The following is a 22,841-nucleotide window of genomic DNA, read 5'->3' on the forward strand; positions in this document are numbered from 1 at the left end:
AGCATTCCCAGGAAAAGTGGAATCCGGTTTTCCGTCTGGGAATGCGGCGATACAAGAAGATGGGCTGGAGGAAAAAACATGAATGTCGAAAGTTACGAGAAAATCCTGCGTGACCGCCAGCGCGAGCTTTATCGCCGCCTGCACAAAATCGAAGCCGATTTCGAAGAGCCTCGCAATCCCGATGACGAGGATCGCGCCACCGAACGCAGCAATGACGAGGTGCTGGACGAGCTGGGGCAGGTGGGTCAGGACGAGCTGCGCGCCATCGACGCAGCCCTCGACCGTATCGCCAGCGGCACCTTCGGCATCTGTGTCAAATGCGGCAAGCGGATTTCGGAGGATCGGCTGAAGGCGGTGCCCTATACGCCGTTTTGCCAGGAATGCGCTGCGGCGTTGTGAGGGCAGGGGAAAGCGTGACTGGGTTTCTTCTCCCCGCCGGGGAGAAGGTGGCCCGAAGGGCCGGATGAGGGGGCAAGCTCTCCGAACACATCCACCCTTGCCCCCTCATCCCGCTGCCGCGGACTTCTCCCCGGCGGGGAGAAGAAACAAGCGTCTACCGATCGCTCCACAGGCAATTGTTCTGGCCGCAGGGCAACCTGCACCTCTCCTTTCGCAACAGCCTCGAACGCAATTTGATTGCCGTTAACCGGGCGCTGTCTTGTTCCTGTCTAATATTGTCTCCATGCTTTGAGGACAGCACGCAGACGGGATTGGACTATGAGCGATTTATGGCGGTTCGGGCGCCAGTATGATTTTCACGAGATTGTCGCCGATGGCATCGTCCATGGTGTTGGCATCGTGTTTGCGCTTATCGGCGCCACGGCGCTGATTTTCTACGCGACCGCCTGGGGGACGCTCAGCGCGATCGCCGCCGCATGGATTTACGGTCTCGGCCTCGTCGCCTGTCTCTCCGTGTCCTTCACCTATAATATCTGGCCGCACTCCAGGGTGAAATGGTTCCTGCGCCGGCTGGACCATTCGGCGATCTTCATCCTCATCGCCGCCACCTATACGCCCTTTCTGATGCGCGGCATCCACGATCCGCTGATCGCCGTCATGCTGGGGCTGATCTGGCTCGCGGCGCTGTGCGGCATCCTGCTCAAATGCCTGTTTCCCGGCCGTTACGACCGGGTCGCAATCGGCCTTTATCTCGCCATGGGCTGGAGCGGCGTCATGGTGGTCGGGCCGCTGTCGTCGCATCTCGCACCCGTCACGCTCTGGCTGATCGTCGCCGGCGGCGTCATCTATTCGCTCGGCGTCATCTTCCATGTCTGGGAAAAGCTGCGCTTCCAGAATGCCATCTGGCACGCTTTCGTGGTCGCCGCCGCCGCCGTTCATTATTTCGCCGTGGTCACCTCCTTCAGCCTCGTGCCGCTGGCATCCTGAAGAATGCGCCCCGATGGCGCATGGGTACTGGACAGCCATTCGCATCATCGCCTAATCCTCGTGCAGATGGCGGACGAAAATACCGCCGCTGCAAGCAGGAAAAAGGGTGAACGACAATGAGCGTGCAACTGCGCGACGCGACCGTGGACGATCTCTCCGGCATCATGGAGATTTACAATGATGCCGTGCTGAACACGACGGCGATCTGGAACGACGTGCTGGTCGATCTGGAAAACCGCAGGGAATGGTTCGCCGCCCGCAAGTCACGCGGCTTTCCGGTCATCGTCGCAATCCTCGACGGCAAGGTCGCAGGTTATGCTTCCTATGGCGACTGGCGCGCTTTCGACGGTTATCGCCACACCCGCGAACATTCGGTCTATGTGCATAAGGATGCGCGCGGCCACGGCATCGGCAAAAAGCTGATGCAGGCGTTGATCGATCATGCCTCCGGCAACGACGTGCATGTGCTGATCGCCGCCATCGAGGCGGAAAACACTGCCTCCATCCGCCTGCACGAAAGCCTCGGCTTCAGGGTCGTCGGCCGGTTTTCGGAAGTCGGAACCAAGTTCGGCCGCTGGCTGGATTTGACGTGCATGGAGCTGAAATTAGGCTAGCAGGCTGGCCGGATTTCCTTCAGGCCGGGCGCCGGGCGAAGGCAAGCATGACGCCGAAGGCCATCATCATCGAGCCGCTGATCCGGTTGACGCGCTTCAAGGCGCGCGCATTGCGCATGAGACCGGACAGGCGTGAGCCGACAAAGGCATAAACCGCAATCGCCACCACCTCGAGCAGCAGGAAAATCGCGCCGAGCGTGGCGAAACTCTGCCAATAGGCGTCCTGCTGGATAAATTGCGGGAAAAAGGCCGTGAAGATCAAAATAGCCTTGGGATTGCCGGAGGCGACGAAAAACTCCTGCCGCAGATAGGTTTTGAGGATATTGCCGTTGGCCGAGGATACATCGGGGGCGGCAACCTCAGCCTTCGAGCGGATGAGCTTGAAGCCGATCCACAGCAGATAAACAACACCGATCCATTTGATCAGTGAGAACATCATCTCGGACGCCATCAAAAGTGCGCCGAGCCCGAGGGCTGCAATCGCGATCATACCCGCGAAAGCGACCAGCCTGCCGCTTGCCGCCATAACCGCCGTCGCCATGCCGTAGCGAGCGCCCACCGTCATCGACAGAAGATTGTTCGGCCCGAAGGCCATGTTCAGGGCAAAGCAGGCGGGAATGAAAATGAGGATGGTTTCGAGCGTCATGGCGATGATCCGGAAGGAGTGAGACGGCGATGATCTCACTCTCCGGTCCGGCTGTCGAGACAGCCATTTCTGCGATGAAGGCCGGCAGGGGCAGCCGGCCTTTCATCTCATCTTTTATCAAACCGGCTCGAACACCATCGAATGGCCGTTGATGCAATAACGCAGGCCGGTGGGCTTCGGGCCGTCCGGGAAGACGTGGCCGAGATGGCCGCCGCAATTGGCGCAGCGGATTTCCGTGCGCACCATGCCGTAGCTGGCGTCGCGATGTTCCGTCACGGCGCCCGGCTTTACCGGTTCGAAATAGCTCGGCCATCCGCAGCCGGCATCGAATTTCGTATCCGAGAGGAACAGCGGCTCGTCGCAGGCCGCACAGCGATAGAGGCCTTTCTGGAATGTATCCCAATAGGGCCCGGTGAAGGCGCGCTCGGTGCCGTGTTCGCGCAGGATGCGATATTGCTCCGGCGTCAGCTGCTCACGCCATTCGGCATCGCTCTTTTTGATTTTTGGGGATGTCAGATCGCTCATGGAATGATCCTTTCTGTTCCCGCCTCAAATAGTCATCGCGGAGGCGGATTGAAAGGGGATGGGCGTCATAACGCGTTCGTTATGGGCCGGGAGTACCGATTTGGGTTGAGATGGCTTTGTCTATGCCTTAGAGCATTTCCAGGAAAAGTGGAGCCCGGTTTTCCGTCCGGAAATGCGCTCTAACTGAAAAAACGATTTGAAGAAGAACGCTATTATTGGCGCGCAGGGATGGGGGACATCCCGGGAGATGTGAATGACATCAGATGTCACGCCGTTGACATTCCTGTCGCTGTTTCTGCCGTTCCTGGCAGCGCTAGCCGCACCCGTCCTGGTGAAAAGGTTCGGTCACAATGCGGCGTGGGTCCTGGCGATTGCGCCTGCTCTCGCTTTTGCGCATTTTGCGCTGATGCTGCCCGAGATCGCGGCAGGCGGGGTGGTGACCGGCGGTTATGCCTGGGTGCCGAGTTTCAATCTCAGCTTCTCCTGGTTCATCGACGGCCTGTCGCTGACCTTTGCGCTGCTGATCACCGGCATCGGCCTGCTGATCGTGCTTTATGCGGGCGGTTATATGAAAGGCCATCCGCAGCAGGACCGGTTCCTGTCGTTCCTGCTGCTCTTCATGGGGGCGATGCTGGGCGTCGTGGTTTCCGACAGCCTGCTGATGCTGTTCGTCTTCTGGGAACTCACCTCCATCACCTCCTTCCTGCTGATCGGCTTCGACCATGAGCGCGCCGCCTCGCGCCGCGCCGCGCTGCAGGCGCTGGTGGTGACGGGCGGCGGCGGTCTGCTGCTGCTCGCCGGGCTGATTTTCATCTGGGATATCAGCGGCGTGACGCAACTGTCGATGCTGGTGCGCGGCGGCGATGTCTTGCGCGACAGCCCGTTTTATCTGGCCGCGCTGCTTCTGGTTCTCGGCGGCGCCTTCACCAAATCGGCGCAGTTTCCCTTCCATTTCTGGCTGCCCAACGCCATGGAAGCGCCAACGCCGGTCTCCGCCTATCTGCATTCGGCAACCATGGTGAAGGCCGGCGTCTATCTGCTGATGCGGCTCAACCCGGTTCTCGGCGATACCGCCGCCTGGCAAATCCTGCTGCCCTTCTTCGGTGGGCTGACCATGCTCACCGGCGCGCTGCTGGCCGTGCGCCAGACCGATCTCAAGCTGATGCTCGCCTATACGACGGTGTCGTCGCTCGGCCTGCTGGTCATGCTAACGGGTTTCGGCTCCGACCATGCCATCGAGGCGGCGGTGCTTTATCTGGTGGCACATTCGCTGTTCAAGGGCGCGCTGTTCATGGTCGCCGGCATTATCGACCATGAGACCGGCACCCGCGATGTGACGAAGCTCGGCGGCCTGCGAAAAGCCATGCCGATCACTTTTGCGGCGGCGCTGGCGGCTGCGATTTCCATGGCCGGCCTGCCGCCTTTCTTCGGTTTTCTCGCCAAGGAAGAGATTTATTACGCGCTGGCGCATGGCAATCCGCGCGCCGTGCTGTTCACCGGCATCGCTATCCTCGGCAACGGGCTGATGTTCGCCGTCGCCTTTGCGGTGGCGCTGAAACCCTTCCTCGGCAAGCCGGTGAAGACCCCGAAACACGCGCATGAAGGCCCGCTGCTGCTCTGGCTCGGCCCGGCGCTTCTGGCGCTGAAGGGGCTGACGATTGCGCTCTTTTCCGGCATCGCGCATTTCTACATCTCCACCCCGATGGCAAGCGCCATTGCCGGTGAGGCGCGTCCGGTGGAAATCTCGCTCATTCCCCATATCGGCGTGCCGCTCGGCCTGTCGCTGCTCACCATCGCGCTCGGCATCGTCCTTTATACGCAGCTTTCCGTCGTCCGTGGACTGATCGACCGCACCTTCAAGGTGCTGGGGGCGGGGCCGGACAGGGGCTTTGACGTCTTCATCGACATGCTGGTGAAAGTCTCGTTCCACATCACCCGGCTCATTCAGCCGGGCAGGCTGGAATTTTACGTCACCGCCACCTTCGCCGTCATCGCAGCCGTGCTGCTGGTGCCGCTGTTCCTTTATGGCGAATTGCCGTCCATGCCGTCCTGGCCGCGCGATATGCCGGTTCATGAGTTGACCTTCATTGCCATTGCCGTGGCGGGGCTCATCGCAGTGCTGACGGCGTCGAGCCGGCTCACCGCCATCATCGCGCTCGGCATTCAGGGCTTTGCCGTGGCGGTCATCTTCCTGCTCTTCGGCGCGCCCGATCTGTCCTTCACGCAATTCATGGTCGAGACGCTGTCGGTGGTCATCCTGACGCTGGTGATGACGCGGCTTCGCCTGTCGCCGTCAGACCATCGCGGCCTTGGCCAGAAGCTGCTGGACAGCACCATCGCCATCGCCTGCGGAACCGGCTTTGCCCTGTTCCTGATGCGCGCGACGCAGGCGAGCTTCGACAACCGCCTGACGGATTTCTACAACACCTATTCCAAGGTCATCGCCCACGGCGCCAATGTGGTCAACGTCATCATCGTCGACTTCCGCGGCACGGATACGCTCGGTGAAATCGCGGTGGTAATGATAACGGGTCTCGCCATTCTCGCGCTGATCCGCATCCGCCCGGCTGCTGCCGTCAAAGGATCGGCCAAAACCGCGAAGAAGAAAGGAGCGCGCGCATGAACACGCTCATTCTGCGCACCGTCGCCCCTGTCGTCACCAGCCTTATGGTGCTGTTTTCCATCTTCGTGCTGCTGCGCGGCCATAATGAGCCGGGCGGTGGCTTCATCGGCGGCCTGATCGCGGTCTCGGCGCTGGCGATCTATGGCATCGCTTATGGCGTCACCGCAGTCAGGCGCGCCATCATGTTTCATCCGCTGTCGATTGCCGGGGCGGGGCTGCTGCTGTCCATGCTCTCCGGCCTCGTTTCCATCGCCGCCGGCGTGCCCTTCATGACCGGGCTGTGGGTCTATCCGAACCTGTTCGGCGTCGAAATACCGCTCTCCACCGTCATGTCCTTCGATATCGGTGTCTATCTCGTCGTGGTCGGCGCCATCACCTCCATTGCGCTGGCGCTGGAAGAAAGGGAAAGCGACTGATGGAAGCGGTCTTCTCCATTCTCGTCGGCATCTTCTTTTCGGTGGCGATCTATCTCATGCTGTCGCGCCACAGCATCCGCATGCTGCTCGGCATCGCCATTCTCGGCAATGCGGTGAACCTTCTGCTGTTCACGGCAGGAAGGCTGACGCGCGAAGTGCCGCCGATCATTCCGCCCGGCATGGATACGCTGCCCGCGGGTGCGGCCAATCCGCTGCCGCAGGCGCTCATCCTCACGGCAATCGTCATTTCCTTTTCCTTCTTCTGTTTCCTTCTGGTGCTGACCTGGCGTGCGTTTCAGGAACTGCAGACCGACGACACGGACGAAATGCGCACCGCAGAACCCGCAGGCGAGCCCTTGCCGCCGCTCGGTTACTGAGCGGCGAGGCTGAGACACATGGCATCCTCCACCACATCCGCAGTCACCGACCTTTCCGCAGCGCTCGTCACGACGCCCGTGCCGCTCACCGCCTGGCTGATCATTCTCCCCATCGCGCTCTGCATTGGCGCAGGCGCGGTGCTGATGATGATGCGCCACGCCATCCGCCACCACGCGACCGTCGCCATCGCGGCGCTGTTCCTGCTGGTGCTGCTCGATGCCGCGCTTTTGTGGAAGGTCGCCACTCATGGCCCCTTCACCATGGTCATGGGCCGCTGGCTGCCGCCCTTCGGCATTGCCTTTACCGCCGATCTGACGGGCGCGCTGCTGTCGCTCGCCGCCGCCATCGTCGCACTGGCGGGCGCCATCCATGCCGGCGCGGATATCGACGCCAGTGGCAGGCGATACGGTTTTTATCCCTTCCTGATGCTCTTGATGGCCGGTGTCACCGGCGCTTTCCTGACCGGCGACATCTTCAACCTCTATGTCTGGTTCGAGGTGTTGCTGATCTCGTCCTTCGGCCTGATCGTGCTCGGCTCGACGCGCGAGCAGATCGACGGCGCGCTGAAATACGCCATTCTGAACCTCATCGGCACGACGCTGTTCCTGATAACTGTGGGTTATCTCTACGCCATCTTCGGCACGCTCAACATGGCCGATATCGCGCAGAAGGCGACCGGGCTGCGCGGCTCGGCGCCGCTGATGACGCTTGCGAGTCTGTTCGTGCTCGCCTTCGCCATGAAGGCCGCCGCCTTCCCGGTGAACTTCTGGCTGCCCGCTTCCTATCACACGCCGCGCATTGTCGTTTCCGCCCTGTTCGGCGGCTTGCTCACCAAGGTCGGCATCTATTCGCTGCTGCGCGTCATGGTCATGCTGTTTCCGGTCGAGCGGGAAGAACTCAGCATCGTCATCGCCATCTCGGCGGCGTTGACGATGGTGCTCGGGGCCATGGGCGCGCTCGCCCAGAACGATATCCGCCGCATGCTCGGTTACATCGTCATATCAGGCATCGGCTACATGATGGCCGGCATCGCCATCGGCACCCCATCCGGTGTCACAGGCGCCATTTTCTACGCGCTGCATTCCATGGTGCTGATGACGGCGCTTTATCTCGCCGCCGGCCATGCAGCACGCCTCGGCGGCGGTTTCAGCCTCACCTCACTCAGAGGCCTTTACCAGCAGGCTCCGTGGTTTTCGGCGCTGGCGCTGGCGCTGTTTTTCGCCGGTTCAGGCCTGCCGCCCTTTTCCGGCTTCTGGCCGAAGGCGGTGCTGGTCAAGTCGGCGATCGATATCGGCGCATGGTGGCTGGCCGGCGCCATTCTCGCCGCCGGCTTCATCGCCACCATCGCTTTCGGGCGGATCTTCCTTTTGTGTTTCTGGCGTCCCGTTGCGGCATCCACCGGTCAGCCTTCCGTGCCGCAGGCGTCGCCCTCGGCAGCGCCGTCTTTCGCGCCGCTGGTGGGGCTGACGTTGCTGGTGGTATTCTTCGGCCTGTTTCCGGAAAGCCTGCTCAATCTCAGTCAGCAGGCGGCCGCAGGCCTCGGTAATCCGCAGGCCTATATCCAGTCGGTCTTTACCGAAGGGGGCAAACCATGAGCCTCTATCTCGTACAATTGCTTTTCGTTGCCGTATGGCTCGCCGTGACGGGCAGTGTCACGCTCGCGAACATCATTTTCGCCCTTGTCGTTTCGACGCTGGCGCTCGGCATCATCCGCCACCAGCTTCCGGGCGGGCGTAACCACTGGCTCAGGCTTGTGCGCGTGCTGTCGCTGGTGCTGCTGTTCTTCAAGGAACTGGCGCTCTCGGCATGGAAGGTTGCCGTGCTGGTGACCCGGCCGAAGCTCGACGTGCAGCCCGGCATTTTCGCCTATCCGCTGACGGTGACGACCGATTTCGAGATCACGCTGCTCGCCAATCTCATCACGCTCACGCCCGGCACGCTCTCGGTCGATGTTTCCGCGGACAGGAAAACGCTTTACGTGCACGCGATCGATTGCAGCGATATCGAAGCCACGAAAAACGACATCCGCAACGGCTTTGAAAGAAAGATCATGGAGGCGTTTCAGATATGACGCCGGAACAAATAGTTTCATTTGCAACTATACTTGCATCGGTTGTTCTGTCGGCCGCCTTTTTGCTGACAGTATATCGTGTCGTCGTCGGCCCCACCTTGCCGGACCGTATCGTTGCGCTCGACATGCTGGTGGGCATCGCCATCGGCTTTATCGCAGTCATCGCCATCCGCACCGGCTTCAATCTTTACGTCGATATTGCCATCGCGCTCGGTCTGGTCGGGTTTCTGGCAACGGTGGCCTTCGCCCGCTTCGTGCTGTCGCGCGGCCCGGACGGCCGGCGCAGGCCGGCGGCGGTTCTCGATGGCGAAAGGGCATCTGAAGCCATTGAAAAAAATATGGAAAAAGGTGTCGCCAACAGAAAAGGAAAGGGCAGGCGATGATGGCTTGGATCGTGGCTATTCTGGTTGCGGCGCTGTTGGTCTCAGGCGCCATTTTCTCGCTGATCGCGGCAATCGGGCTCAATCGGCTGCCGGATGTCTATACCCGCATGCATGCGGCTTCCAAGGCCGGAACGGTGGGGTCCGGCCTGCTGCTTCTGGCTGTCGGCATCCATTCCATGGAAATATCGACGCTGGCGCGGGCGCTCGCCGGTTTCTTCTTCTTTGTCCTTACCGCGCCGGTCTCGGCACATCTTCTTGCCATGGCCGCTCACAAGGCAGGTTATCCGCTTGCCGTTAAATCGGTAGTTGATGACATCAAGAAAATTTGAAGTTGAAAATCCCCCTAATAATTGGGGGTATTCATTTTCAATTACTGCTTGGCATAGTATTTTATTACCCGTAATTTTTTGTATTCCGATTAGACTGTTTTGAACTGAAAAATTCACAATAGGAATTTGACTTTTGCTGTTTTGCTGTTATCCAAATTAAGTGTAAAGTTGCTAATCGCGATTTGCATCTAGCCTCTTCATAGTCGGCATAGGCATTTTATTAATGTCTAATCTATGGCCCATCGGACCATTGCTGCCCATGTCGCGGGCCATAAGTTGAATCTCGGACCAATTCGTTTCCGGTTTTCGCTCGAAATCTAGGGGTAGGTTTCATGTTGGTTTCAACAAGGCGAAGGTGGGGCACCGGGTAACTTCACATCGCTCGATGCGGCGTTCGCCCGCGTCAGGGGATCAATAAACAGGAGATACTTAAATGACGGAAACTGCATACGGTAACGCCCAGGATCTGCTGGTCGAACTGACTGCGGATATTGTGGCTGCCTATGTTAGCAACCACGTCGTTCCGGTAACTGAGCTTCCCGGCCTTATTTCGGATGTTCACACGGCACTCAGCGGAACATCGGCACCGGCATCGGTGGCGGTCAATGTCGAAAAGCAGAAGCCTGCCGTCTCCGTCCGCAAGTCGGTTCAGGATGACCACATCGTCTGTTTGGAATGTGGCGGCTCGTTCAAGTCGCTCAAGCGGCATCTCACGACGCATCACAGCATGACGCCGGAAGAATATCGCGAAAAATGGGACCTGCCGGTCGACTATCCGATGGTTGCGCCCGCCTATGCCGAAGCCCGCTCGCGGCTCGCCAAGGAAATGGGTCTCGGTCAGCGCCGCAAGGCCAGCCGTTGATTTTAAAGACGGTCCGGCTGCTGTCCTGACAGATAGCCGGAAGTCGCAAGGCAATACGGCCGGTCCTTTGACCGGCCGATTTCGTTTCTGGGGTTCGAAGACCTCACCTCCGTTCTGCCAGCCCATATCCGGCATCCAGCTATGGCGCGTCTGCGCCGTGAGAGGGGTCTCTCGCGATCGAGAACTGCATCGCACCAGACCCGGAAGCCGTTCCCTCGACCGACTTTTATGTCGCGCAAAATTTCGATTGAGGAAAAAAATCCTTTATTGCGCATATCAACTCTGCAAAAATAAAGCCGTATCAATCGCATAATCCTCCATGCCAAATTTGCGCTTCCCCATGCTTGCTCTCAGGTGTATGAATTAATTCCTATTCGTAGAGGAGTTGCATATGCCGTCGGATACTGTGTTTCTGCCTGCCGCCGCGCGGCCTTGCGTGCGGGTCGGTGATCGTCCCTTTCGTCATTGGCCGTCTGCGGCCGGGCGGGATGAGATTTCCCGTCTTTGCCGTCTGGTACGGCAGCTCACCGGCGAGATGGTGCAATTGACGGGCGACCGAACGCTGGTGCGCCGCGACAGCCGGCGCACGGAATGCCACATCCGCCAGATCGCCATGTATGTGTGCCATGTGCAGCTGGGCATTCCCATGTCGGATATCGGGCCATGTTTCGGCCGGGACAGGACGACGGTGGGCCATGCCTGCCAGGTGGTAGAGGACCGGCGTGACGAACCGGCATTCGATGAGTTCGTCGCCGCGCTCGAGCGGCTCACCGGCAGTATCTTCAACGCGATGAAAGGCGCCCGGGATGAGTGAGGAAAAAAGCGCCCCGGTTGCCTCCCCGAGCCCTCATCTCCTGCATCTGTTGCGTTGCATAGCCGCGGGCGCGGCCGAGATGTCGCAGGAGGGCGGCGATATCGTCCTGCGCCGGGCGCGGGCTGGCCACACGGCGCTGCGGTTTCCGGCAGCGACGGTGCAGTTTGCCATTTCCTCCGGGCTGGTCGAGCGGCGGGAAAACACCCTTTCCGCCGCACCGCCGCTCGCCGCCTGCCTGAAACGCGCAATGGCAAAAGACCGGGACGAGGTTTTTCAGGAACAGCACCGGCATATACAGACGGTTATTGTGGATGTCGGCGATGCGAAGCAGCAGGCGCGGCGCAATCTCAACACCTCTCCCCTGACCAGCCTTGCAAGGCTGAAGGAACGGGACGGTGCGGCGTTTTTCCCGGCGGATGCTCTGGAGGCGGGCGAGCGCCTCGCCGCCGATTTTCATCGCGGTCACCTCAACCCGAAGGTAACGGCGACATGGGAGCCGAGAATAGCGAACCGCACAAAAGGCGAGGCGGGAGGCGCGCTCGATCTCACCGAGGCGGCAATGGCCGCAAGAACGCGGTTTTCCCGCGCGGCCGATGCGATGGGGCCTGAACTGTCGGGCGTCGCCATCGATATCTGCTGCTTCGAAAAGGGGCTGGAGACGGTGGAGCGCGAAAGGCAATGGCCGGCGCGGTCGGCAAAACTGCTGCTGCGCGCCGCACTGTTGGCGCTTGCCCGCCATTATGCGCCGCCTGCGGCCCGCGCCGGCAGGAAGGATCACCATTGGGGCGATGCAGATTATCGCCCGTCGATGGAGAGGTGAAGGTCAGGCGGCCAGCAGCCGGGCTTCCTCGCGGATGCGCTTGATCATGGAGCGCAGGCCGTTGGCGCGCTGCGACGACAGATGTTCCACCAGCCCGATCCTGTCGAACACCTCAATGGCGTCGAGACCGGCGATTTCGGAGGCTCTCTTGCCGGAATAGACGGCGAGCACGATGGCGACGAGGCCGCGCACGATATGCGCATCCGAATCGCCTTCGAAGGTCAGGAGAGGGTCTTCCGCACCATTGCTATGGCTGACGAGCCAGACCTGGCTTGCGCAACCATGCACCTTGTTCTCGGCCGTGCGCTTGTCTTCCGGCAGATCGGGCAGCGCCTTGCCGAGTTCGATGACATAACGATAACGATCCTCCCAGTCGTCGAGGAAGGCGAAGTCGTCAAGGATCGTTTCGAGAGAGGCCATTTGCGCGCCGTATCATCCATTATTGCAGGTCTTTCTTAGGATATAGGCGAAGTGCGGCCGGTTTTGAACCATGGGCCATGAAAAAGCCCACGGAAAACAGGTTTCCGTGGGCAAGTTTGGCAGGCAATCGGCAGCCGGATATCTTCGACTGCAAAAGAGCGGCGGCGCGGTGGCCGGCAAGGATCAGGGCAACAGTATCAGGGGGCCGGGCGCTTCTGCGGCAGGGGAATGACGGTGCCGGTCTTCAGCATGTCGGCATCCTTCGGAAATTCGACGCTGACGACCGGGGCTTCGGCCAGTTTTTCGGTCTCGGCCGCGAGTTCAGCGGCGGGGGCGGACTTGTCACCGGAAGCAAGCTGCTTGTCCAGCAGTTCATAGGCCACCTTTGCGCCTTCCTTTGCCCGCTCGCCGAGCGCATGGAAGGTTTCGGCGCCCTTGACGCAGACATCGGGCTTTTCGATGCAGATGGCGCTGACATAACGATAGGCTTCACCGGCGGCCGAAACGGCGCTGGGAATATCGAAGGCCGAAGGTTCCTTGGCCGGATCGTTGCTGCTGCCGAAATAGGACAGCGCCACCAGCACCAGCGAAAACCAGAATGTTCCCTTGATCAGAAACCACATTGTCAGACTACCCTGCCAGATGATCTTTGTTTTCTAAAGCCCCGCCCGGTTTCGGGTCATCGGCCTTTGTCCCGTTTTTCGGGCTTGTAAAGAAGCTACACGCGACCGGCGAACAGCCGATTGCAAAAAGCGGCGCAATTTAATTCAAATTGTATCTATTCTCCTCGTATCGGGACGCCTGCCACCAATTCATTCGCATTTTAACAGTCCATGTTAAGCATAATTGCGACAGAGGCCGCGCGTTCCGGGGCAAAGCGGCGGAAAGCTTTGCCACAAAAGTTAACGCGATGGCAAAAATGAAGCGAAATCCGTCGCTTACCCGTCATTAACCATGATTGGCAAAGCTTCGAAGAAATGCCCCGTAATGGGACTGCGAGGCATTTGACGGGCCTTTGAGGCCATTCTTTTTATCCATTCCTTAAGCCGCCGCCTTCTATTGTCGGAGCCGTTAGAACCGCCTCAGGGATTCGGTGTTGGTATTGCGTAATATGAGAGAAAAAGCGGTCGCATTGGTCGACCATGCCGCAGGCAGATGGCTTGCGCGCATGGAAGAGGACGCCGAAAGGCGCGCCGGAACCGTTGCGCGCCTGCGCCGGCTGATCGCCTTCAGCGCCGTCGGACTTCTGGTGGTACCAGCCCTCTTCAGCCTCGTTTTCAGCCCCGCCATTGCGCTGCCCATCGGCGCTGCCCTGGTGCTGGCGCTGTTTCTGGCCGCCGCAGCATTGCTGATTGCCTTTTCGCGTCCCGCGCGCGGTGCCTCCTCCTTTTCCGCCGCGTCTGGCGATAACGACCTGATCGCCGCTTCGCAGGTGCCGGGCCTCGTGCTCATGATCGGTGAAACCGGCTTCGTCGAACACGTCTCCGGGCGTGATCTTACGACCTTCCCAGCCGATCTTCAGGCCAGCAAGGGCCATTCCCTCGTTGAATATGTCTATGTCTCGGACCGTATTGAACTGATGCAGGCTTTCGACCTGCTGCGGCAGGGCGAGGACAGGGCAACCGCCGAACTCCGCTTCGAGACCGGTGCGAAATCGCGTCAGGCGCAGTTCATGCATGCGCGTATCGAGATGACGGCGATCCGCAGCGCGGCCGGCCGGCTGCGCCGCATCGTCGCCCAGCTTTCCGATGTCACCGAGATGGAACGCCTGCGCCGCGATGTCGCCCGCAAGGCGGCCGAGGCGGAATCGGCCAATGATGCGAAATCCCGCTTTCTCGCCGCCGTCAGCCACGAACTGCGCACGCCGCTCAACGCCGTCCTCGGATTTTCCGATATTCTGGCCGGCGAATATTTCGGCCGGCTGGAGAACGACCGCCAGCGGGAATATGTCGGCCTGATCCGCCAGTCCGGCGCCCATCTTCTGTCCGTCGTCAACACCATGCTCGATATGAGCAAGCTGGAAGCCGGCCGTTACGAGCTGATGATGGAAAGCTTCCCGATTGCCGAAACCATCTCGTCCTGCGAGGCCATGCTCGGCCTGCAGGCGAAGGAAAAAGGCCTGACTTTGACCAGCCGCATCCAGCGTGGCATTGGCGAAATCTCGGCCGATCAGCGCGCCATCCGGCAGGTTCTCATCAATCTCGCCGGCAACGCCATAAAATTCACCGATGCCGGTGGTGTGGTGTCGATCGACGCCGCGCGTGAGGGCGCGATGCTGAAGCTGACGGTGAGCGATACCGGCATCGGCATCGCTTCCGACAAGATCGAGCTCCTGGGCCAGCCTTTCATGCAGGTTCAGAATGAATATACCCGTCGCTATGAGGGCACGGGTCTGGGATTGTCCCTCGTCAAGGGGCTTGTGGCACTGCATGGCGGCACTTTCGCCATCGCCAGCAAGCCCGGTGAGGGAACGGTCGTAACGATCACCCTGCCTGCCGACGGTTCGGGCATGGCGGGTGGCGGCGAAAGCGCCGAAGCCGAAAGCATGGTGGAATTTCCGCCGCGCATCCGGCAGCTCGGCGATATGGCCGCAATGATGAAAAAGGATGGTGACGATGGCCCCGCGAAAGCGAAAATCGCCTAAGAAAACAACGGCCCAGATTGGCGCCGGGATTGTTTCCTTGGTGGTTTCGGCCATCGGGCGCGAAATCCTGCGCCATCCGAAACTGGTCGGCAGCTGCGGCGCCTTCGCGGTCGTCTTCGGTTTTGTCGCCGCCAATGCGCTCTGGTATCAGCCGGGCGTGCACCCGTCGCCTTTCCTGCGCACGCGCGATGCGGAAAACCCCAACGGCATTGCCGGTTATCGCCCGGCCGAACCGCTCGGCACGCACGGCAACGTCACCACTTTTCGCATAGAACGACCGGCAGAGACGGAAACGGCGCAACAGCCAGCGGCCGAAACGCCGGCGCAACCCGCCGCCGAAAGCCAGAAACCGCAGCAGATCGTTGCCGATATTCAGGCCGAACTGAAGAAACGCGGGCTTTACGAAGGCGAGGCGGATGGCCGCATGGGCCCGCGCACCGCCGCCGCCATCATGTTCTTCGAAGAAACGCTCGGCATGGAGCAGACCGGGGAGCCAACGACCCGCGTGCTGGCGGCACTCCGGATCGATGGCGCAACGGTTGCCGCGATCCCCAGGGATCGGCCTGCCGATACGAGCGGCGGCGTCGAGATCGACCCCGTGGCCGCCGCCATCCGCAAGGCGGAAGCGCCGCGCCCGAAGGCCGAACCGGCCTCTCTCAACAGCGCGGCCAAACCGGCAAGCCGCGATCTGATCGCCAAGATCCAGCAGGGGCTGATCAATATCGCCTATGCCGACGTGAAGGTGGACGGCGTGGCCGGCCAGCAGACCCGCAATGCCATCCGCGCCTTTGAGAAGCACTATCGCCTGCCGGAAACCGGTGAGCCGAGCGAGGCTGTGTTGAAGAAGCTGAAGTCGATCGGGGCGCTTTAGATTTTGACAGCGGCTGAGGTGCGTGGGGCTTACCCCCCTCTGCCCTGCCGGGCATCTCCCCCTCAAGGGGGGAGATCGATCTGTGGCAAGGTCTCGCCCATCTCAACGTTTGAGAATGAAGCCGCGAAAGAGCCTCTTGCCGATCTCCCCCCTTGAGGGGGAGATGCCCGGCAGGGCAGAGGGGGGTAAAGCCCCGCGCACCTTCGTCCGCCTAAAACCAACATTGAGAAGCCCACCCCACCATTTCCATCGAAAGCACCCCATGCGCCTCAAGTCCGAAATGTTCGTCTCAGCCCTCATCCGCCGCGTCTTTGCCGCCGGCGGATTTGCGGCTGTCGAAAAGAAGGGGGCGGAGGAGGCGGGGGCGATTTTCATTCGCCAGCGCCTGCGCGATGGCCGCGAAAATCTCTATGGACCCGCGCCACAGAGCTTTGCCGATGACGAGGACATCCGCGCCGAGCGCCGCTTCGAAACGCGCCTTGCCGGTGCGGATGGTGAGGAAAGCGCCGCTCTTCTTGAGAGGGAACGACGCTTCGACAGCGATCTGTGGGTGGTGGAGATCGAAACCGATGAGATCGGGACTCTGCTGACGCTGGTGGATCAGCCCAAGGCCTAGAATCGTCCGGCAATGGCCCGCTTCTTCAAGCCGTGAAGATGCAAGACCAGCCGCGCTTACCCTTGCGTCCCGGTTCTCTGCGCAGCCGGTGCGCTGCGGTCCGGCCGTTCGCGGCCATGCGTATAGCTGTCGGCCCGCCGCCAGCTTTCCAGCCGCTCTTCGCATTCCACGATGTCGAGACGGTCGAGCAGGGCTTCAGCACGGCTCATATCACCTTCGGCAGCGGAAAGATGCGGATAGAAACATTGCAGCACGAAAGCCGCCTCGGAAAATTCCATGCCAAGGCCGGTCAGCGTCGTTGCCAGCTGTGCGCCTGATATATCGAGCATGATGCGCTCCGACAGCCAGTAGCTGGAGGAGAGAGAATCCGCCAGCGCCACGGCGAATTGCCGGGCATTGCGCTCGCGGGCGAAACGCACCAGCAGCGCTTCCTGCACCTCGCTCAACCGGCGAAGGCCGAGAACGTCGCTTTCCGGGCGGTTGAGGTGATGCGCCATCTGCTTGATCCGCTGGCGCATTTCCTCTTCGAGTGCGGAAGCGGCGGCGATGTTGTCCGTCTTTACTTCCGCTTTCGGCTCTTCAGGGCTTTCCGCCGCCTGCGGTTCGGCAGCCGTCGTCTGTTCATCCGGCCGCTTCAGATCTTCGGCGTGACGCAGCCCGACAAGCGCGTCGATGACGGTGGGGGAGAGGTCTTCGCGGCGCACGATGGCGCGCGCATGCGCCGCCCCTTGCGTGCGGGCAATGGTGATCAGCGTATCGTCATCGAGGCATTTGGAGGAAATGAGGAAGGGCGCCGCAAGCGAAATCGGCTGGCAGGCGATGAAGAAGGCGACAGCCGAAGGCACGCTCGGATGCTGGGAGAGCGCGGCGATGGCCTCCCGCTTGGCTTCGTCGGTGGAGGCGTTGAAAAGCGGCATGAAAAGTTCGGCGAACTGCCGAAGGTCCGTTTTTGACGGATGGGAGACATTCTCGAAATTCGTCACGGTGGCCATCAGCACCACATCTTTCTTCCTCACGGCTCTTGGCCTCTCAAGTTCTCGAAACCGGTCGGTCAACGCACTACCCAACAAACGCAAACACAATATCGGCTCAAATTAGAGCAAATGCGTTGACGTCCTGTTAACTATGGGGGGTGGCAAGAGAGAATCCGCCTCTATCAACAAGGAAATTTTAAAACCTTGATGACGGATAAAATGCCGTGGAACTTTACCGCATCGCCTTTGTTTTCAAGGGGTGCGGCTCCGGCCGGAATAAGTTGCGGTCCGGCAATTAAGGTTAACGGATCATTAACCTCTGTCTGTTTGTAATTTCATGGGCAGTATTAGGATTCCATGTTATTCTTATCGACGGAATAAATGCAAAAATGGCATGCGAAGCCTGAATCTGCGCACGATCCCCTTATAAGAATCGCTTTGGATTTTTGGATCGTGCGAAAACCAGTCTGTGGACTGGCCTATGCGCAATGTGATGGTGATGAAATTCCCGACGCAAGACGAGGCTTGCGCGGTTCCCATGGGCAACATTGACAATCATGTCCCGAAGAGGAGATGAGCATGGCAGAGATTATTCCAATCGGCGACGCCCGACGAAGCCTGCGCCCCGCCGGCGCGGTGGCAACGGTGATCGGCCCGGCGAAAGTCGTGCTGTTTACCGGCGTGCGCTATGAAAAACGCGATACCGAGCCGACCGGCAAAGTCGCGCGCAAGGGCAAATCCGCAGCGGAAACCGCCCTCAAATCCTGACTGCAGAGAATAACCGACGTTATTTCCACGCCGTCGGCTGGCATTTCGCCTCGTTCAGGAACCGTTCCGCCTCTTCGCCGAAACTCGGCTGCGGCACCATGGTCCGCAACACCACATATCCTTCCGTCTGATCCGATTCCGCCAGAATGGCCTGCGAAAGCGCGGGTGGCTGCGCCTTGCGGATGGCGGCGATCTGCACCGCATCCGCCACCAGAATATCCATCACCCCGCCGGCGGACGTGCGGTCATTCATGCTGAACACCTCATTCGAGGCCTTGTCGTAAACCGCGACCGACCAGAAGGGCACGGCCCCGATGGCGGTGAGCCTGACCGGCTTGTCCTCGATATCGAAGGTGCAGACCGCGACCCGCATGAAGGGATCGCCGCTGCCGAGCGTCTTTTTCTCCGTCGTCTCTTCGAGCAGATGAAACTGATGCGGCTTTCCTTCCGCCACCGCGCGCGTATAGGCGTCGCGATTGCTGAAATGCGGTATCGCCAGAAGAATGATGACATGCAGCACGGCTGCGCCGACGAGACCGGTGAGGATGGCGAGCAGGACCCTAAGCATTGCCACACCCCAGCTTGCGGATTTGCGGCATGGAAATATCGATCAGGCCGGAACTGCCCGCGACGGGCGTGTCGAGCAGGGTCATGACCAGTCTGAAAGTCTGGCCCTGCGGCACCGACAGCCAATTATAGGTCTGGGCGTCAGCGGCGATGGTGATGTCGATGCCGCCATCGGCGCTGCGCAAAAGCGTGCGGGAATTCAGCGCGAAGGGCCGCCCCGCATCCTCCGCCAGCACATTGCCCTGCTGATCGGCGGTGTAAATCGTCCAGAAACGTGCAGGCGGCACGGCGCCGGCCAGCCGGTAGCGGCATTCGCCACTCAGACGTTGTCCATCGCTGTCGACGGAGGCGGTAAAAGCCAGCCCTTCCGCGGTTCCGTAAAGCAGCTTGCCGGCATCGGCGCGGTGCGATTTGGCGTAAGGATCGGCCTCGATCGTCTGCGCTTCGGGAAAGGCATCCCAGGAGCCGATGCGGATCGATCCAAAGCCGGATGTCGCCTCAAGGGCTGCCAGCGTCGCGGCAATACCGCCGCCAAAGGCGATCAGAAGGGCGATGCCGACAAGGAATGGAACTCGGAACACGCTGTTTTCCCGTTTATGAACAGGTCGAGGACTATCACTGATTCCCTGTTTGGAAAATGGCGCGGCTTGTTTACTCTCCGTGAAAATGATCACAACCGGGGATATTCCATCATGTCGCGACAATCCGCAATCGACCGTGCCGCCGCCTGTTTCGACGATGGCAGCTTCGAGCGGGATTTGTCGCGACGCGTTTTGCGACGGACCGAAAGCCAGAATGAGGAGCAGGGCGAGGAGCTGACGCTTTATCTGGAACAGGAAATGTTGCCCGCTTTCGCCGCCATGGGTTTCTCCTGCACCATCCTGCGTGACCCGACGGCGGATTTGCCGTTTCTGATCGCCGAGCGTTTCGAGGGAGACGCTCTGCCGACCGTGTTGGGATACGGCCACGGGGATGTGGTGCGCGGTCAGGACGAGGGCTGGGCCGAGGGGCTTTCGCCCTTTGTGATGGCTGAGCGCAATGGCAGGTGGTATGGGCGCGGCACCGCCGACAACAAGGGGCAGCATTCGGTCAATATGGCGGCGTTGAAGGCCGTGCTCGAGACACGCGGCAGGCTTGGTTTCAACGCCAAATATCTGATCGAGATGGGCGAGGAGAGGGGCTCCCCCGGCCTGAGGGAGATTTGCCGGAACCATGGCGAGCGGCTGAAAGCCGATCTTCTGATCGCTTCCGACGGCCCGCGCCTGAATGCGGAACGGCCGACTGTTTTTCTCGGCGCGCGGGGCGGCATTACCTTCGATCTGGTGATCGAGGCGCGTGAGGGCGGCCATCATTCCGGTAATTGGGGCGGGGCGCTCTCCAATCCCGGCGTGCAACTGGCCCATGCCGTCGCAAGCCTTGTCGGCCCGACCGGCCAGATCCGCGTGCCGGAACTGGTGCCGGATGAATTGCCGAAAGCGGTGCGTGAGGCCCTTGCCGATTGTGAAATCGATGGCGGGCCGGACGGCCCGAAGATCGATCCGGACTGGGGCGAGCCCGGCCTTTCCACCGCCGAGCGGGTTTTCGGCTGGTGCGCGCTGGAAGTGCTGGCTTTCGAGACCGGCAATCCGCGTGCGCCGGTCAACGCCATTCCGCCACGGGCATGGGCGCGGCTGCAATTGCGCTTCGTCGTCGGTATCGATCCGCAAGCGGTTCTGCCCGCCGTGCGGCGTCACCTCGACCGGCAGGGTTTCGCCACGGTGGAAATCGCGCCTGCCGGCGACGAGATTTTCCGCGCCACCCGGCTCGATCCGCAGGATCCATGGGTGAATTTCACGCTGCGCTCCATTGCGCGTACAACGGGCAGAAAACCGGCGCTTCTGCCCAATCTCGGCGGTTCGCTGCCCAATGATATCTTTGCCGATATCCTCAAACTGCGCACCATCTGGGTGCCGCATTCCTATCCCGGCTGCTCGCAGCATGCGCCGAACGAACATTTGCCGAAGGAGATCGCCCGCGAGGCGCTTACCCTTATGGCCGGGCTCTATTGGGATATCGGAGAGGGCGATACGCCGCCGCTTTAGGCGCCCATGATGAGCTTGAAGGCGATGGCCCACATGGTGACGGCGATGACACCTTCGAGAATGCGCCAGGCGGAGGGTTTTTCGAAGATCGGCCGCAGCCAGCGCGCGCCATAACCCAGTGAAAAGAAGAACACCAGCGAGCCGGTGGCCGCGCCCGCCGCGAAGGTTTTTTCGAAGCCGGGAAACTGCGTGGAAATGGTGCCGAGCAGCACGACGGTATCGAGATAGACATGCGGATTGAGAAAGGTCAGCGCAAGGCAGATGGCCAGCGTCTGCCACAGGCTCGCCTCCTGCCGCTCCGCCACCGAAAGCGCCTCGGAGGAGCGCAGCGCCGAATGCAGGCTTTTGGCGCCATACCAGATGAGGAAGGCGGCTCCCGCATAACGCATGATGGGATCGAGCGCCGGCATGATGGCGCTGATCCGCTGAAAACCGAAAACCCCGACGGTAATCAACAGCGCATCGGCAATGGCGCAGGTGGCGCAGACGGCAAACACATGCGAGCGCGCCAGCCCCTGCTTCAGAACGAAGGCATTCTGCGCGCCGATGGCGACGATGAGGCTGAGGCCCATCGTCAGGCCGGTGAAGAAGATCTGGATGTCCATGCGCGTCGCGGCTCCTGCCTCTGTCCATTGTGGAATGGCCGAAAGCGTTGCTTCCAGACCGAGTGCTTGGATATTTCCGCCAGATAGTTTAATCCAGTTAAATAAACTCAATCCAGATAAGCTGAGCTAATGGCGCACTTCTCTCTTCAACCTCTTGATTTTCCGCGACGTTGCCATCTCTCCACCCTCATTCCTGTGCTTGTCACTGGAATCCAGCCAGCCCAAGCCTTTGGGCTGAAAAGACTCTTCCGCCGCACAGACGTGCGTCGACTGGATTCCTGTGACAAGCACAGGAATGAGGGAAGGAGAGGCCGTCGCCCATGGCTTCCAGGGCCCTCCCGCTACCTCCTAACCCTGCATGAGGTGCCGTAATGCTCGATTATCCCTCCATGCGGGCCGTGGCGCTCGTTGCTCAAACCGGCAGTTTCGAAAAGGCGGCGCAGGTGCTGTGCGTCACGCCGTCGGCCGTCTCCCAGCGCATCAAGCAACTGGAGGAGCGGCTGGGCGTGGTGCTGATCGTGCGCGGCAACCCGTGCGTGGCGACGGAAAAGGGCGAATGGCTGTGCCGTCACATGGATCATGTCGGCATGCTGGAAAGCGAATTGTTCCGCCAGCTTCCGGCGTTGGCGGAAGCGGGCGCAGCACAGGAGCGCGTGACGCTCAACATCGCCACCAATGCCGACAGCCTCGGCACATGGTTTCTGGATGCGGTTTCGAAATTCACCGGCGGCAGCGATTATCTCGTCAATATTGCGGTGGACGATCAGGACCACACGGTGGAATGGCTGCGCGGCGGCAGGGTGCTTGCCGCCGTCACCGCCCATGCCAAGGCGGTGCAGGGCTGCCGGGTCCTGGCCCTCGGCGTGCTGCGCTATCACGCCACCGCCAGCCCGGATTTCATGGCCCGCCATTTCGCCGGAGGCGTCACGCCCGCCGCCCTTGCCCGCGCGCCGGGGCTCACCTTCAACCAGAAGGACAGGCTGCAGGCGAGCTGGGTCAGGAAGGTGCTGGGCGAGGAAATCGCCTATCCCACGCACTGGCTGCCCTCGACCGACGGTTTCGTGAAGGCGAGCCTTTCCGGCATGGGCTGGGGGCTCAACCCGGTGCAGCTTGTGGGGGATCACCTCAAGACGGGCAGGCTGGTGGAGGTCGTTCCCGGCACGCCGCTCGATATTCCGCTTTACTGGCAGGTCAACCGGCTCGCGGCGGAGCGGCTGGGGGTGTTGACGTCGCATGTGGTGGAGACGGCGAGGGCGGTGTTGATCCCGATGCCGTGAAGCATCTTGCGCCGGGCGGGATCGCGGTTTTCCGATTGTAGAGACGGGGAGCGTGACGCTTACCCCCCTCTGTCCTGCCGGACATCTCCCCCACAAGGGGGGAGATCGACCCGAGGCTATGTCTCGCCCATCTCAACGTTTGAGATTGAAG

The 22,841-nt window shown here is 60.8% G+C and carries 27 protein-coding genes; 19 read left to right on the forward strand and 8 right to left on the reverse strand.

All coding sequences use genetic code 11. The annotated features are described in order from the left end of the window. The first annotated feature begins 78 nt into the window (after nt 1-78). The 3 genes from ACQZ5K_RS21205 to ACQZ5K_RS21215 all read left to right on the forward strand — a co-directional run bounded on the left by ACQZ5K_RS21205 (nt 79) and on the right by ACQZ5K_RS21215 (nt 2,000). Nucleotides 79-399, forward strand: a complete 321-nt coding sequence (locus tag ACQZ5K_RS21205; RefSeq protein WP_448741327.1) for a TraR/DksA family transcriptional regulator — start codon at nt 79-81, stop codon at nt 397-399. A 318-nt stretch (nt 400-717) separates the two neighbouring features. After that, nucleotides 718-1,386 carry a PAQR family membrane homeostasis protein TrhA gene (trhA, locus tag ACQZ5K_RS21210; RefSeq protein WP_003522286.1) on the forward strand — a complete coding sequence of 223 codons (669 nt, stop codon included), beginning with the start codon at nt 718-720 and terminating at the stop codon, nt 1,384-1,386. A gap of 116 nt (nt 1,387-1,502) precedes the next feature. Continuing rightward, the gene (locus ACQZ5K_RS21215; protein ID WP_448741328.1) at nt 1,503-2,000 is read left to right on the forward strand and encodes an N-acetyltransferase family protein; all 498 of its coding nucleotides are present in this window, start codon (nt 1,503-1,505) and stop codon (nt 1,998-2,000) included. Nucleotides 2,001-2,019: 19 nt separating this feature from the next. On the opposite strand, the gene ACQZ5K_RS21220 is transcribed toward ACQZ5K_RS21215, so the two are convergent. Next, nucleotides 2,020-2,646, reverse strand: coding sequence for a LysE family translocator (locus ACQZ5K_RS21220; protein ID WP_080852483.1), 627 nt, complete (start codon nt 2,644-2,646; stop codon nt 2,020-2,022). 117 nt (nt 2,647-2,763) lie between these two features. Next, complete coding sequence (gene msrB, locus ACQZ5K_RS21225; RefSeq protein WP_003522288.1) at nt 2,764-3,171, reverse strand: peptide-methionine (R)-S-oxide reductase MsrB; 408 nt, start codon at nt 3,169-3,171, stop codon at nt 2,764-2,766. Nucleotides 3,172-3,424: 253 nt separating this feature from the next. On the opposite strand from msrB, the gene ACQZ5K_RS21230 reads away from it, so the two are divergent. From ACQZ5K_RS21230 to ACQZ5K_RS21275, 10 genes are all read left to right on the forward strand, one after another. Next, nucleotides 3,425-5,794 carry a putative monovalent cation/H+ antiporter subunit A gene (locus tag ACQZ5K_RS21230; protein ID WP_448741329.1) on the forward strand — a complete coding sequence of 790 codons (2,370 nt, stop codon included), beginning with the start codon at nt 3,425-3,427 and terminating at the stop codon, nt 5,792-5,794. Continuing rightward, nucleotides 5,791-6,210 (forward strand): Na+/H+ antiporter subunit B, encoded by a 420-nt coding sequence (locus tag ACQZ5K_RS21235; RefSeq protein ID WP_127758187.1) that lies wholly within the window; start codon nt 5,791-5,793, stop codon nt 6,208-6,210. Before ACQZ5K_RS21230 ends, ACQZ5K_RS21235 begins: the two co-directional genes overlap by 4 nt. After that, nucleotides 6,210-6,587 (forward strand): Na+/H+ antiporter subunit C, encoded by a 378-nt coding sequence (locus ACQZ5K_RS21240; RefSeq protein ID WP_003509263.1) that lies wholly within the window; start codon nt 6,210-6,212, stop codon nt 6,585-6,587. Before ACQZ5K_RS21235 ends, ACQZ5K_RS21240 begins: the two co-directional genes overlap by 1 nt. 18 nt (nt 6,588-6,605) lie before the next feature. Next, the gene (locus ACQZ5K_RS21245) at nt 6,606-8,183 is read left to right on the forward strand and encodes a Na+/H+ antiporter subunit D (protein ID WP_448741330.1); all 1,578 of its coding nucleotides are present in this window, start codon (nt 6,606-6,608) and stop codon (nt 8,181-8,183) included. Then, entirely contained in the window at nt 8,180-8,659 is a 480-nt protein-coding gene (locus ACQZ5K_RS21250) for a Na+/H+ antiporter subunit E (protein ID WP_003522293.1), read from the forward strand. The genes ACQZ5K_RS21245 and ACQZ5K_RS21250 overlap by 4 nt, the downstream gene beginning before the upstream one ends. Next, nucleotides 8,656-9,042 carry a cation:proton antiporter gene (locus tag ACQZ5K_RS21255; protein ID WP_003522294.1) on the forward strand — a complete coding sequence of 129 codons (387 nt, stop codon included), beginning with the start codon at nt 8,656-8,658 and terminating at the stop codon, nt 9,040-9,042. The genes ACQZ5K_RS21250 and ACQZ5K_RS21255 overlap by 4 nt, the downstream gene beginning before the upstream one ends. Continuing rightward, the gene (mnhG, locus tag ACQZ5K_RS21260) at nt 9,039-9,371 is read left to right on the forward strand and encodes a monovalent cation/H(+) antiporter subunit G (protein WP_003522295.1); all 333 of its coding nucleotides are present in this window, start codon (nt 9,039-9,041) and stop codon (nt 9,369-9,371) included. The genes ACQZ5K_RS21255 and mnhG overlap by 4 nt, the downstream gene beginning before the upstream one ends. Nucleotides 9,372-9,804: 433 nt before the next feature. After that, on the forward strand, nt 9,805-10,233 hold the full coding sequence (gene ros, locus ACQZ5K_RS21265) for a MucR family transcriptional regulator Ros (protein ID WP_003509257.1): 429 nt from the start codon (nt 9,805-9,807) through the stop codon (nt 10,231-10,233). A gap of 391 nt (nt 10,234-10,624) precedes the next feature. Then, on the forward strand, nt 10,625-11,047 hold the full coding sequence (locus ACQZ5K_RS21270) for a helix-turn-helix domain-containing protein (protein ID WP_059753868.1): 423 nt from the start codon (nt 10,625-10,627) through the stop codon (nt 11,045-11,047). Beyond that, the gene (locus ACQZ5K_RS21275; protein WP_448741331.1) at nt 11,040-11,867 is read left to right on the forward strand and encodes a DUF6456 domain-containing protein; all 828 of its coding nucleotides are present in this window, start codon (nt 11,040-11,042) and stop codon (nt 11,865-11,867) included. The genes ACQZ5K_RS21270 and ACQZ5K_RS21275 overlap by 8 nt, the downstream gene beginning before the upstream one ends. 3 nt (nt 11,868-11,870) lie before the next feature. On the opposite strand, the gene ACQZ5K_RS21280 is transcribed toward ACQZ5K_RS21275, so the two are convergent. Further along, the gene (locus ACQZ5K_RS21280; RefSeq protein ID WP_003522298.1) at nt 11,871-12,287 is read right to left on the reverse strand and encodes a SufE family protein; all 417 of its coding nucleotides are present in this window, start codon (nt 12,285-12,287) and stop codon (nt 11,871-11,873) included. Nucleotides 12,288-12,484: 197 nt separating this feature from the next. Next, nucleotides 12,485-12,910, reverse strand: a complete 426-nt coding sequence (locus ACQZ5K_RS21285) for a DUF5330 domain-containing protein (RefSeq protein WP_448737480.1) — start codon at nt 12,908-12,910, stop codon at nt 12,485-12,487. Nucleotides 12,911-13,398: 488 nt separating this feature from the next. On the opposite strand from ACQZ5K_RS21285, the gene ACQZ5K_RS21290 reads away from it, so the two are divergent. The 3 genes from ACQZ5K_RS21290 (at nt 13,399) to ACQZ5K_RS21300 (ending at nt 16,418) form a co-directional block, all read left to right on the forward strand. Continuing rightward, entirely contained in the window at nt 13,399-14,931 is a 1,533-nt protein-coding gene (locus tag ACQZ5K_RS21290) for a sensor histidine kinase (RefSeq protein ID WP_448741332.1), read from the forward strand. Continuing rightward, nucleotides 14,903-15,802 (forward strand): peptidoglycan-binding protein, encoded by a 900-nt coding sequence (locus ACQZ5K_RS21295; protein ID WP_448741333.1) that lies wholly within the window; start codon nt 14,903-14,905, stop codon nt 15,800-15,802. The genes ACQZ5K_RS21290 and ACQZ5K_RS21295 overlap by 29 nt, the downstream gene beginning before the upstream one ends. A 262-nt stretch (nt 15,803-16,064) precedes the next feature. After that, nucleotides 16,065-16,418 carry a DUF1491 family protein gene (locus tag ACQZ5K_RS21300; RefSeq protein WP_059753859.1) on the forward strand — a complete coding sequence of 118 codons (354 nt, stop codon included), beginning with the start codon at nt 16,065-16,067 and terminating at the stop codon, nt 16,416-16,418. A 56-nt stretch (nt 16,419-16,474) separates the two neighbouring features. Here ACQZ5K_RS21300 and ACQZ5K_RS21305 read toward each other — a convergent pair whose 3' ends face one another. Next, nucleotides 16,475-17,410, reverse strand: coding sequence for a DUF2336 domain-containing protein (locus tag ACQZ5K_RS21305; protein ID WP_448741339.1), 936 nt, complete (start codon nt 17,408-17,410; stop codon nt 16,475-16,477). A gap of 561 nt (nt 17,411-17,971) precedes the next feature. Here ACQZ5K_RS21305 and ACQZ5K_RS21310 point away from each other — a divergent pair. Further along, a complete protein-coding gene (locus ACQZ5K_RS21310; protein WP_035261156.1) occupies nt 17,972-18,160 on the forward strand; it encodes a hypothetical protein in 189 nt (62 codons plus the stop codon). A gap of 19 nt (nt 18,161-18,179) precedes the next feature. On the opposite strand, the gene ACQZ5K_RS21315 is transcribed toward ACQZ5K_RS21310, so the two are convergent. Together ACQZ5K_RS21315 and ACQZ5K_RS21320 are read right to left on the reverse strand one after the other, a co-directional pair. Next, nucleotides 18,180-18,728, reverse strand: a complete 549-nt coding sequence (locus ACQZ5K_RS21315; RefSeq protein WP_035261158.1) for a DUF1254 domain-containing protein — start codon at nt 18,726-18,728, stop codon at nt 18,180-18,182. Further along, nucleotides 18,721-19,308 carry a DUF1214 domain-containing protein gene (locus tag ACQZ5K_RS21320; protein ID WP_003522305.1) on the reverse strand — a complete coding sequence of 196 codons (588 nt, stop codon included), beginning with the start codon at nt 19,306-19,308 and terminating at the stop codon, nt 18,721-18,723. Before ACQZ5K_RS21320 ends, ACQZ5K_RS21315 begins: the two co-directional genes overlap by 8 nt. Nucleotides 19,309-19,419: 111 nt before the next feature. Between ACQZ5K_RS21320 and ACQZ5K_RS21325 the strand changes: the two genes are divergently transcribed. Beyond that, on the forward strand, nt 19,420-20,808 hold the full coding sequence (locus tag ACQZ5K_RS21325) for a M20 family metallopeptidase (RefSeq protein ID WP_448741334.1): 1,389 nt from the start codon (nt 19,420-19,422) through the stop codon (nt 20,806-20,808). Here the strand turns inward: ACQZ5K_RS21325 and ACQZ5K_RS21330 are convergent. Further along, the gene (locus ACQZ5K_RS21330) at nt 20,805-21,413 is read right to left on the reverse strand and encodes a LysE/ArgO family amino acid transporter (protein ID WP_127758196.1); all 609 of its coding nucleotides are present in this window, start codon (nt 21,411-21,413) and stop codon (nt 20,805-20,807) included. The genes ACQZ5K_RS21325 and ACQZ5K_RS21330 overlap by 4 nt on opposite strands. Nucleotides 21,414-21,784: 371 nt before the next feature. Between ACQZ5K_RS21330 and ACQZ5K_RS21335 the strand changes: the two genes are divergently transcribed. Continuing rightward, nucleotides 21,785-22,690, forward strand: coding sequence for a LysR family transcriptional regulator ArgP (locus ACQZ5K_RS21335; protein WP_448741335.1), 906 nt, complete (start codon nt 21,785-21,787; stop codon nt 22,688-22,690). Nucleotides 22,691-22,841: the final 151 nt, after the last annotated feature.

It is taken from the genome of Agrobacterium sp. 22-226-1 (genome assembly GCF_053522345.1).

Excerpts from the sequence above, each read along its gene's own strand:
- ACQZ5K_RS21310 (WP_035261156.1), top strand. The coding sequence starts at position 17,972 with ATGGCAGAGATTATTCCAATCGGCGACGCCCGACGAAGCCTGCGCCCC.
- ACQZ5K_RS21280 (WP_003522298.1), bottom strand. The coding sequence starts at position 12,287 with ATGGCCTCTCTCGAAACGATCCTTGACGACTTCGCCTTCCTCGACGAC.
- msrB (WP_003522288.1), bottom strand. The coding sequence starts at position 3,171 with ATGAGCGATCTGACATCCCCAAAAATCAAAAAGAGCGATGCCGAATGG.
- ros (WP_003509257.1), top strand. The coding sequence starts at position 9,805 with ATGACGGAAACTGCATACGGTAACGCCCAGGATCTGCTGGTCGAACTG.
- ACQZ5K_RS21315 (WP_035261158.1), bottom strand. The coding sequence starts at position 18,728 with ATGCTTAGGGTCCTGCTCGCCATCCTCACCGGTCTCGTCGGCGCAGCC.
- ACQZ5K_RS21220 (WP_080852483.1), bottom strand. The coding sequence starts at position 2,646 with ATGACGCTCGAAACCATCCTCATTTTCATTCCCGCCTGCTTTGCCCTG.
- mnhG (WP_003522295.1), top strand. The coding sequence starts at position 9,039 with ATGATGGCTTGGATCGTGGCTATTCTGGTTGCGGCGCTGTTGGTCTCA.
- ACQZ5K_RS21205 (WP_448741327.1), top strand. The coding sequence starts at position 79 with ATGAATGTCGAAAGTTACGAGAAAATCCTGCGTGACCGCCAGCGCGAG.
- ACQZ5K_RS21230 (WP_448741329.1), top strand. The coding sequence starts at position 3,425 with ATGACATCAGATGTCACGCCGTTGACATTCCTGTCGCTGTTTCTGCCG.
- ACQZ5K_RS21240 (WP_003509263.1), top strand. The coding sequence starts at position 6,210 with ATGGAAGCGGTCTTCTCCATTCTCGTCGGCATCTTCTTTTCGGTGGCG.
- ACQZ5K_RS21215 (WP_448741328.1), top strand. The coding sequence starts at position 1,503 with ATGAGCGTGCAACTGCGCGACGCGACCGTGGACGATCTCTCCGGCATC.
- ACQZ5K_RS21325 (WP_448741334.1), top strand. The coding sequence starts at position 19,420 with ATGTCGCGACAATCCGCAATCGACCGTGCCGCCGCCTGTTTCGACGAT.
- ACQZ5K_RS21335 (WP_448741335.1), top strand. The coding sequence starts at position 21,785 with ATGCTCGATTATCCCTCCATGCGGGCCGTGGCGCTCGTTGCTCAAACC.
- ACQZ5K_RS21295 (WP_448741333.1), top strand. The coding sequence starts at position 14,903 with ATGGCCCCGCGAAAGCGAAAATCGCCTAAGAAAACAACGGCCCAGATT.
- ACQZ5K_RS21275 (WP_448741331.1), top strand. The coding sequence starts at position 11,040 with ATGAGTGAGGAAAAAAGCGCCCCGGTTGCCTCCCCGAGCCCTCATCTC.
- ACQZ5K_RS21305 (WP_448741339.1), bottom strand. The coding sequence starts at position 17,410 with ATGGCCACCGTGACGAATTTCGAGAATGTCTCCCATCCGTCAAAAACG.
- ACQZ5K_RS21330 (WP_127758196.1), bottom strand. The coding sequence starts at position 21,413 with ATGGACATCCAGATCTTCTTCACCGGCCTGACGATGGGCCTCAGCCTC.
- ACQZ5K_RS21235 (WP_127758187.1), top strand. The coding sequence starts at position 5,791 with ATGAACACGCTCATTCTGCGCACCGTCGCCCCTGTCGTCACCAGCCTT.
- ACQZ5K_RS21285 (WP_448737480.1), bottom strand. The coding sequence starts at position 12,910 with ATGTGGTTTCTGATCAAGGGAACATTCTGGTTTTCGCTGGTGCTGGTG.
- ACQZ5K_RS21250 (WP_003522293.1), top strand. The coding sequence starts at position 8,180 with ATGAGCCTCTATCTCGTACAATTGCTTTTCGTTGCCGTATGGCTCGCC.
- ACQZ5K_RS21300 (WP_059753859.1), top strand. The coding sequence starts at position 16,065 with ATGCGCCTCAAGTCCGAAATGTTCGTCTCAGCCCTCATCCGCCGCGTC.
- ACQZ5K_RS21270 (WP_059753868.1), top strand. The coding sequence starts at position 10,625 with ATGCCGTCGGATACTGTGTTTCTGCCTGCCGCCGCGCGGCCTTGCGTG.
- ACQZ5K_RS21290 (WP_448741332.1), top strand. The coding sequence starts at position 13,399 with ATGAGAGAAAAAGCGGTCGCATTGGTCGACCATGCCGCAGGCAGATGG.
- trhA (WP_003522286.1), top strand. The coding sequence starts at position 718 with ATGAGCGATTTATGGCGGTTCGGGCGCCAGTATGATTTTCACGAGATT.
- ACQZ5K_RS21245 (WP_448741330.1), top strand. The coding sequence starts at position 6,606 with ATGGCATCCTCCACCACATCCGCAGTCACCGACCTTTCCGCAGCGCTC.
- ACQZ5K_RS21255 (WP_003522294.1), top strand. The coding sequence starts at position 8,656 with ATGACGCCGGAACAAATAGTTTCATTTGCAACTATACTTGCATCGGTT.